This window comes from Amycolatopsis albidoflavus (genome assembly GCF_039525725.1).
Lineage (GTDB): Bacteria > Actinomycetota > Actinomycetes > Mycobacteriales > Pseudonocardiaceae > Amycolatopsis > Amycolatopsis albidoflava.
Window position 1 is genome coordinate 1 of sequence record NZ_BAAAHV010000015.1, and the last position, 7,309, is coordinate 7,309.

Genomic DNA, 7,309 nt, shown 5'->3' on the forward strand with positions numbered 1-7,309 from the left:
AAGGGACCGATCTTCGCCGCACCGTCCAGCATCGAATACTCGGTGTGGACGTGCAGGTGGACAAACGATGGCATGGCCGCATTGGACCCGTCGCACCGCGGCGGCGTCCAACAACCGACACGCGCGCTCGGACCACCTCCGGTTGTGCCCCGAGGTACCGCGGCCGGATGAGTCCTTTGTGGACTCATCCGGCCGCGGTTTTATTCTTCGGAGTCGTCGTCCGCGAGCAACGCGTACAACCGGCGGCGGGCTTCGCGCAGCACCTTGCGCGCCTCCGCGAACTGCGCCTCGCTGCCGGCGTGCGCGACCTGCGCCGCGGCCCCGCCCAGCTCGCCGATCTGCTGGTACAGCGCGGCGAAGCGGTCAGCTCCCGGTTCCTCCTCGCGCGCCGGAGACTCCCAGAGCGCCGCGAACTCCTCCTCCCGCCCGGCGACGTGCTCGCGCCCGGCTTCGGTGAGATGCGCGACGCGCCGGCCGCCCTCTTCCGCCGTGCGGACGAGACCTTCGTCCTCGAGCTGCTGCAGAATCGGGTAAATGGAGCCCGGACTGGGCCGCCACTCGTCATTCGTGCGGCGCCGGATCTCCTGCATCAACTGATAACCGTGGCGGGGCTCCTCGGCCAGCAAGGCGAGCACGGCCGGACGCACCGGACGGGCCGGGCCGCGCCCGCCTCGTCCGCCGTGCCGCGGACCGCCGAAGAAGCCTCCCGGACCGCCCGGGCCTCCGGGGCCGCCAGGTCCTCCTGGCCCGCCGGGAAATCCGGGGAAGCCAGGGAACCCCGGAAACCCGGAAAACCCCGGCCGATGCGGCGGCCCGGGAGGCCCAGGCGGACCGGGAGGCCCCGGAGGGAAGCCGCCTCGGGCCTCGAAGACGGTGTCGCCCCAGGCTTCCTCGCCGCCGAGGTGTCCTGGATGTCCTGGATGCTCCCCCGGATGACCGGGATGCCCTGCGTGATGGGGCCACTCGCCCGGACGACCCGGGTGACCCAGGTGCCTGGGATGGCCCGCGTGCTCGGACGGCTCACCGGGACGACCGGACTGGTCCGCGTGATGAGGCCACTCGCCCGGACGCCCGGGGTGTCCCAGTGGCCCGGGGTGCCCGCCCTCATCACCCAAATGGCCGGAGTGCTCCCCCGAAGGACCAGGGTGCGCCTGGCCCTCCCCCGGTTCGCCCGGCCAGCCATGGCGGTCGCCCGGCTCGCCCTCATGTCCCGGGTGACCGGGCCAGCCGAAGCTGATTCCCGGTGCTCCGAAGAGCCCGGTCTGGCCGAACCTGGCACCCGGTCCGCCGAACACCGCGTGCTGGGCGAAGCCCGGGCCTCGCCCGCCGAACAATCCTGCCCAGCCGGGTCCGCTCAAGCGTCCGAACCAGGCCTCCTGGTCGCCGAACCCGTCCGGGCGCCCGTGCTCCCCGCCCGGGCCGCCCTCTCCGGGCCATCCGTGTCCTTCCCCTGGTCCGCCCGGATGTCGGTCCTTCCCGTCGCCGCGCGGGGGCGGCTGGTCGAGGGGTGCGCCTCGGCCCCCGTCGCCAGGGAGAACTGGGCCGGGGCGGCCGAAGCCGAACGGCATCCCGGGGCCGCCGAAACGTTCCGGGCCGCCGAAGCCCCGGAACAGGTGTCCTCCGCCTGCGGTCCTTGTCATGTGCTCCTCCTTGGTCGTCGAACGATCGCCGATATGACCACGATATATCGGCGATTGTTCGACGGCAAGGTCGCCCGAACCAGCAGGCGGAAAGGATCAGGACGTTCCGGCGGGCGCGGTCGTCGCGCCTTCCCCGCCGAAGCGGATGGACTTCGCCTCCTTGCCCAGGGAGGTCAGCACGGCGACCGCGATGAGCACCGGGATCACCGTCCACAGGAGCGCGGCCGTGTAACCCTGCGACTGCGCGATGCTCTGCTGGATCGGCAGGTTCAGCGCGGCCAGCAGGTTGCCGAGCTGATAGGTGACGCCGGGGAAGAAGCCGCGGATCGCGTCCGGGGACATCTCAGTGAGGTGCGCGGGGATGACGCCCCACGCGCCTTGCACCATGACCTGCATCAGGAACGATCCGAGCGCGAGCATCCCGGCCCCGTGGTCGACGGCGAAGATCGGGACGATCGGCAGGCCGAGCACCGCGGCGCCGACGATGGTCATCCGGCGGCCGAAGCGTTCCGACAGCGAGCCGAAGACCAGTCCGCCGATGATCGCGCCGACGTTGTACAGCACGGCGATCCACGTACTGGTCGCGGCGCTCAAGCCGGCGCCGCCGTGGTCGGTCGCCTTCAGGAAAGTCGGGTAGACGTCCTGCGTGCCGTGGGACATCCAGTTGAACGCGGTCATCAGCAGCACGAGGTAGCCGAACCGGCGCAGCACCTTCGGGTTGAACAGGACGTCCTTGACCGACGTCCGGGTGACGCGCATCTTCTCCTGCGCCGCCTCCCACACCTCGGATTCCTTGACCCGCGCCCGGATCAGCAGGCTGATCAGCGCCGGGAAGATGCTCAGCACGAAGATCCACCGCCACTCCAGGCCGAGCGCGGTGTGGAACAGCAGGTACGCCAGCGCGGCCAGCAGGTACCCGGCGGAGTAGCCCGCCTGCAGCAGCCCGGAGAAGAACCCGCGCCGCTCCACGGGAATCTTCTCCATCGCGAGCGCCGCGCCCAGGCCCCATTCACCGCCCATGCCGACGCCGTAAATGAACCGCAGGATCAGCAGCACGGTGAAGTTCGGCGCGACCGCGCACAGCACGCCCGCCGCCGAGTACAGCAAGACGTCGACCATCAGCGGGATCCGCCGCCCGGACCGGTCCGCCCACAGTCCGAACAGCAGCGCGCCGACCGGGCGCATCACGAGCGTCGCGGTGGTGATGAACGCCAGCTGCGTGGCGGTGGCCCCGAACGATTTGTCCTTCGCGATGTCCGCGAGCACGAACACGACCAGGAAATAGTCGAAGGCGTCCATGCTCCAGCCGAGCCACGCGGCGAGGAACGAGTTTCGCTGATCGGCGTTGAGCTTGCGTTTTTCCTTGCCCCCGGCTGCGTTTTCGGTCACCGGCTTGGTCTACACCCGGCGTGGCGGCGAGGCAAGAGTCGCATGTGGACTCAGGATATCCCTGACATACCAAGCGAAAGCGGAGGAATCGGGTTACTCGGGCGTTTTCGCCGAACGGGTCAGCAGGTGCGCCTCGCGCATCCGGCCGTCCGCGGCGAACCGCCCGAAGAACGACACCTCGATCTCGAGCTCCTTTCCTCGTTGACGTACGTGCAACGTGTACCGCGCGGCGACGCGGTCGCCGTCGGCCATCGCCTCGTGGACTTCGATCCGGCTGTCCGGCCGGTTTTTCCGCACCGGACGGCAATGCGCGACCAGCCGGTCGCGGTCGATCCGCACCCCGTCGGCGATCTGCACGACGTCGTGCGTGTGATAGCGGTCGACCACCGTCGCCGCGTCCTCGTCGGTGCGCACCAGATCGTCGGTGAACGACGTGAAGAAGCGCGCGATGAACTCCTTCGGATCAGCAAGCGGATCGGCGCGTTCCAGCGTGTCCATAACCCCTCCCAGACGAACTCTGACACACTGTAAGATATCCGCTCGAACTAAATTTGACAAGGTGTAAGAGATGTCGAAACTCCGCGCCGACGCCCAGCGCAGCCGCGCCGCGATCCTCGACGCGGCGCTCCGCGTGCTGGAAGCCGATCCGGACGCGAGCGTCGAGGGCATCGCCACGACGGCGGGCGTGACCCGCCAGACCGTGTACGCCCATTTCCCTTCCCGCGAACGACTTCTGGCCGCTGTACTCGACCGGCTCACCGAAGAAGCCGTCGACGCGATGGACGCCGCAGGCCCGGACACCGGACCCGCGGCGGACGCGATCTTGCGAGTGCTCGACGCCGCCCGCCGAGCGTCCTCGCGATACCCGATGCTGCTGCGCCGGTTCGGTTCGACGGCGTCCTCCGCGGAAGACGGCCGCGAGCAGCACGAACCAGTCGCCGACCGATTGCGGCGGATCGTCGAACGCGGGCAGCTCGCCGGCGAGTTCGACCGTCAGCCCCCCGTGGACTGGCTGGTCACGGTCATCATCCAGCTGGGCCACGCCGCCGCGGGAGAGGCCGACGCGGGACGGCTTTCCCCGGAGGACGCCGAAAAAGAGCTGTCCACCACGGTGTTACGGGTGCTCGGCGCGTCCTGACCCGGCTCAGATCGGGACGCGAGACAGAATCCGGCGCCCGATGTCCCGCGCCCACGCCCGAATCCGGTCCCAGTCGCGAAAGTCCCCCGCTCGGTTGCCCCGCGCCATCAGCTTCTCCAGGACGCCGTCCGCGAGCGCCGGGTCAAGCCGCCCGCCGAACGTCTCGGTGCGCCCCGCGTCGATCGCGGCCGCCAGCAACGTCACCCGCGCGGGCAAGCTCACCCGGGCGAGATTCGCACCCGGCCCGCACGGTCCGCTGTGGAACAACCACACCGGCCGCGCCCGCAACTCTTCGGTGTTGCGCTCCAGCAACCGCACTGCCTCGGGCCGCCACCGCGCGTAGTAAAGCGCGCTGCCGACCACCACCGCGGCGTATTCCGTGACTCGGTCGACCTCGCCAGCGTCCCGCACGTCAACGGCGAACTCGGCGGCACGCAACTCCTCGCCGACGACTTCGGCGATCTCGCGCGTAGCGCCGCGCTTGCCCGCATGCGCGACGAGGACGTTGATCATGTCCTTATTGTCCACCCATCCGGCAGACCGCGCCTGTCCGGACCGTCCCCGCGATCCTGCTTCAGCGCAACGATCACCCGATCGTTCGAGGTCGGGAAGCCAACCCCCCGAACACCGTCTGCACCAGCGCCAACGCGATCAACACCCCAAGAGCGGGCGTCCAAGACGACGTAGCGTCGTGAATCGCGCCGATAGCGATCGGCCCCACCGCGGCAAGCGTGTAACCCGCCGACTGCGCCATCCCGGACAACGCCCCAGCGTCGGAATAATCCTTGGTACGCAACCCAAAGAGCGACAAGGCCAACGCCAACGTGATCCCGCCGGCGAACCCGGCCAGAACCGCCCACACCACCGCGGCCCCAGGCGCGACCAGCAACCCGGTCAACGCCGCCGTCAGCAGCAACGACCCGGCGACAGCGACCGCCCGCTGATCAGGCAGCCGATGGACAAGCGCGGAACACACCAGACTCCCGGCCAGCCCGGAAAGATTGAACAGCAACTGATGAAACCCGGCAGTCACCGAACTGATGCCCGCAGCGTGCTCGATCGAAGACAACCAGGTCACCAGCACATAGAACGCCAGCGACTGCAGCCCCATGAAAACCGTGACCTGCCAAGCCAACGCACTCGTCCACGGCCGTGCCGCACCAACCGCCGGCGCGAGCGCCGGTGCGGCCGCGGACCTCCGCAGTCGCGGAAGAAAAACCCCAAGCGCCACGAGCGCGAGCCCGGCCCAGATCCCCAGCGACAACCGCCACCCGCCGGCCTGCTGCCCGGCCAGCGGAACCGCCACCCCGGCGGCAATCGCGGCGACCCCGGACTGGACCGCCGTGTACGTCCCGGTAATCGGGCCGATCCGACTGGGAAAATCGCGTTTGACCAGCGCGGGCAGCAAGACGTTCAGGATCGCGATCGCAACCCCGAGCAGCACGGTTCCGGTCCACAGCAGCACCTGCGGCGGCGTGGATCGCACCAGGATCCCGACCGCGAGCAGCAGCACCGCCGCGCCGAGCGCCCGCTCCAGCCCCAGCTTCGCGGCGACCTTGGGCGCGATCGGCGAGCACACGGCGAACGCGATGAGCGGCACGCTGACCAAAACCGAGGCGGCTACCGAAGAAAGCCCCTGGTCGGCTTGGACGAGGCTCAGGATGGGCCCGAGGGTGGTGATCGCGGCGCGCAGATTGGTGGCGATCAGCAGCACGCCGACGAGGATGAGCGCGGGACGCAGCGGGGTCCCGCGTCGGGGAGGCGCGGGAGCGGGACGGGCGGTCATGCGGCGGCCTCCGCAGTGGGACGTTTCGGCTGGCGGGGAACGGTTCTCACGGACGGATCGACGGCCAGGATCGCTTCGGGACGCAGCGGGGCGCCGCCTTCGGGAGATACGGAGGGCGCGGAGGCTGCGGAGGCGGAACGAGCGGTCACGGCACGGACCCCGCACCGAGAACCCCCAGCGCACCGGAGACACGCCGCAGAACCGGGTCGCTCATCGAATCCCCTCCCCGAGTCTCCCCGGACGCGGCTGCCGTCGGAACCGCGCCGGAGCGGCAGTCGCGTCGAGGCCAGCCGGAATATTCCCTCCCCGCCGCCCGCCGGAAATCCCGAAGCGGGCGAAATCGTCCTTCCCGATCTTGCCCGCCCCCACGCCGGGCAAGCAAGATCCTTACCGGTACACCGATTCGTAAGCCGCGCTCAATTCGCGGTGCAATTCGGTCGAGTCGGGCAGCACCTTGCCGTCCAGGGTGTGCACCCGGGTCAGCTTGCGCACCGACGACGCGACGAAAACCCCGTCCCCCGAGAACAGATCGTCCGCGGTCAGCGTCTCGATCTTCGCGGTGAAACCGGCCCTCTCCGCTCCCCGGTACACCGCGGCCTGCGTCGTCCCGGGCAGGATGCCGATGATCGGCGGCGGCGTGTACAGCGTCCGGCCGCGCACCAGCACCACCGACACCGTCGGGCCTTCCAGCACCGAACCGTCGGTCGCGGTGAAGATGACGTCCGACGCGCCACGACGATCGGCCTCGCGCAGGGCGGCCATGTTCACCGCGTACGACAACGTCTTCGCGCCCAGCAGAAGCCACGGCGCACGTTCGGCGAGGCCCGGTTCGACGCCTCGTTCCAGGGTGATCGCGGCGATCCCCTCGGTCCGCTCGCGCATCATCCTCGGGCTGATCTCGAGCCCGAGCGCGAAGGCCGTCGGCGGGGAGTCCGGCTCGGCGTCCAATCCCCTGGTGTAGATGAGTTTCATCGCGATTTCGCTGTCGTCGGGCCAATGGTCGATCACCGCGCGGATGGCCCGTGCCCACTGCGCGTCGTCCGGTTCGGGCAGCTCCGTCATCCGGGCCGACCGGGCCAGGCGGTCCAGGTGCAGGTCCAGTTCCCGCGGTTCGCCGTCCTCGATCAGGACCGTCTCGAACACCCCGTCGCCGCGGAGCAGGCCGAGGTCGGCGACCTTGATCGCCGGGTCGTCCGGGTCGGCCACGGAACCGTCCAGATAGCCAAGAACACGCATGTCTCGATCCTTGTCTTTGGCGCCGACTCCGTCGGCGCGGGCGGGACGCTGTGTTTGATGGCGCCGACTTCGTCGGCGCGGGCGGGATCGCCTTTAAGTCGGCGTCTGACGGAGCTGCGT

7 protein-coding genes are annotated in these 7,309 nt (G+C 69.7%); 1 reads left to right on the forward strand and 6 read right to left on the reverse strand.

Annotated features, from left to right (window positions below; translation table 11 throughout):
• Positions 1-200: 200 nt before the first annotated feature.
• From ABD156_RS24635 to ABD156_RS24645, 3 genes are all read right to left on the reverse strand, one after another.
• Positions 201-635, reverse strand: a complete 435-nt coding sequence (locus ABD156_RS24635) for a PadR family transcriptional regulator (protein WP_344278153.1) — start codon at positions 633-635, stop codon at positions 201-203.
• Between the two features lie 1,101 nt (positions 636-1,736).
• On the reverse strand, positions 1,737-2,939 hold the full coding sequence (locus ABD156_RS24640; RefSeq protein ID WP_344278972.1) for an MFS transporter: 1,203 nt from the start codon (positions 2,937-2,939) through the stop codon (positions 1,737-1,739).
• A gap of 183 nt (positions 2,940-3,122) precedes the next feature.
• Positions 3,123-3,527, reverse strand: a complete 405-nt coding sequence (locus ABD156_RS24645) for a nuclear transport factor 2 family protein (RefSeq protein ID WP_344278157.1) — start codon at positions 3,525-3,527, stop codon at positions 3,123-3,125.
• A gap of 70 nt (positions 3,528-3,597) precedes the next feature.
• On the opposite strand from ABD156_RS24645, the gene ABD156_RS24650 reads away from it, so the two are divergent.
• The gene (locus tag ABD156_RS24650; protein WP_344278160.1) at positions 3,598-4,167 is read left to right on the forward strand and encodes a TetR/AcrR family transcriptional regulator; all 570 of its coding nucleotides are present in this window, start codon (positions 3,598-3,600) and stop codon (positions 4,165-4,167) included.
• Positions 4,168-4,173: 6 nt separating this feature from the next.
• On the opposite strand, the gene ABD156_RS24655 is transcribed toward ABD156_RS24650, so the two are convergent.
• From ABD156_RS24655 to ABD156_RS24665, 3 genes are all read right to left on the reverse strand, one after another.
• Positions 4,174-4,680 (reverse strand): flavodoxin domain-containing protein, encoded by a 507-nt coding sequence (locus ABD156_RS24655; protein ID WP_344278163.1) that lies wholly within the window; start codon positions 4,678-4,680, stop codon positions 4,174-4,176.
• A gap of 73 nt (positions 4,681-4,753) precedes the next feature.
• Positions 4,754-5,953 (reverse strand): CynX/NimT family MFS transporter, encoded by a 1,200-nt coding sequence (locus ABD156_RS24660; protein ID WP_344278166.1) that lies wholly within the window; start codon positions 5,951-5,953, stop codon positions 4,754-4,756.
• Positions 5,954-6,340: 387 nt separating this feature from the next.
• Positions 6,341-7,189 (reverse strand): aminodeoxychorismate lyase, encoded by an 849-nt coding sequence (locus ABD156_RS24665; protein ID WP_344278169.1) that lies wholly within the window; start codon positions 7,187-7,189, stop codon positions 6,341-6,343.
• Between the last annotated feature and the right edge of the window lie 120 nt (positions 7,190-7,309).

Bases quoted from the DNA above. Each gene is read 5' to 3' on its own strand.
- ABD156_RS24645 (WP_344278157.1), bottom strand. From the start codon at position 3,527: ATGGACACGCTGGAACGCGCCGATCCGCTTGCTGATCCGAAGGAGTTC.
- ABD156_RS24650 (WP_344278160.1), top strand. From the start codon at position 3,598: ATGTCGAAACTCCGCGCCGACGCCCAGCGCAGCCGCGCCGCGATCCTC.
- ABD156_RS24640 (WP_344278972.1), bottom strand. From the start codon at position 2,939: ATGGACGCCTTCGACTATTTCCTGGTCGTGTTCGTGCTCGCGGACATC.
- ABD156_RS24665 (WP_344278169.1), bottom strand. From the start codon at position 7,189: ATGCGTGTTCTTGGCTATCTGGACGGTTCCGTGGCCGACCCGGACGAC.
- ABD156_RS24655 (WP_344278163.1), bottom strand. From the start codon at position 4,680: ATGATCAACGTCCTCGTCGCGCATGCGGGCAAGCGCGGCGCTACGCGC.
- ABD156_RS24660 (WP_344278166.1), bottom strand. From the start codon at position 5,953: ATGACCGCCCGTCCCGCTCCCGCGCCTCCCCGACGCGGGACCCCGCTG.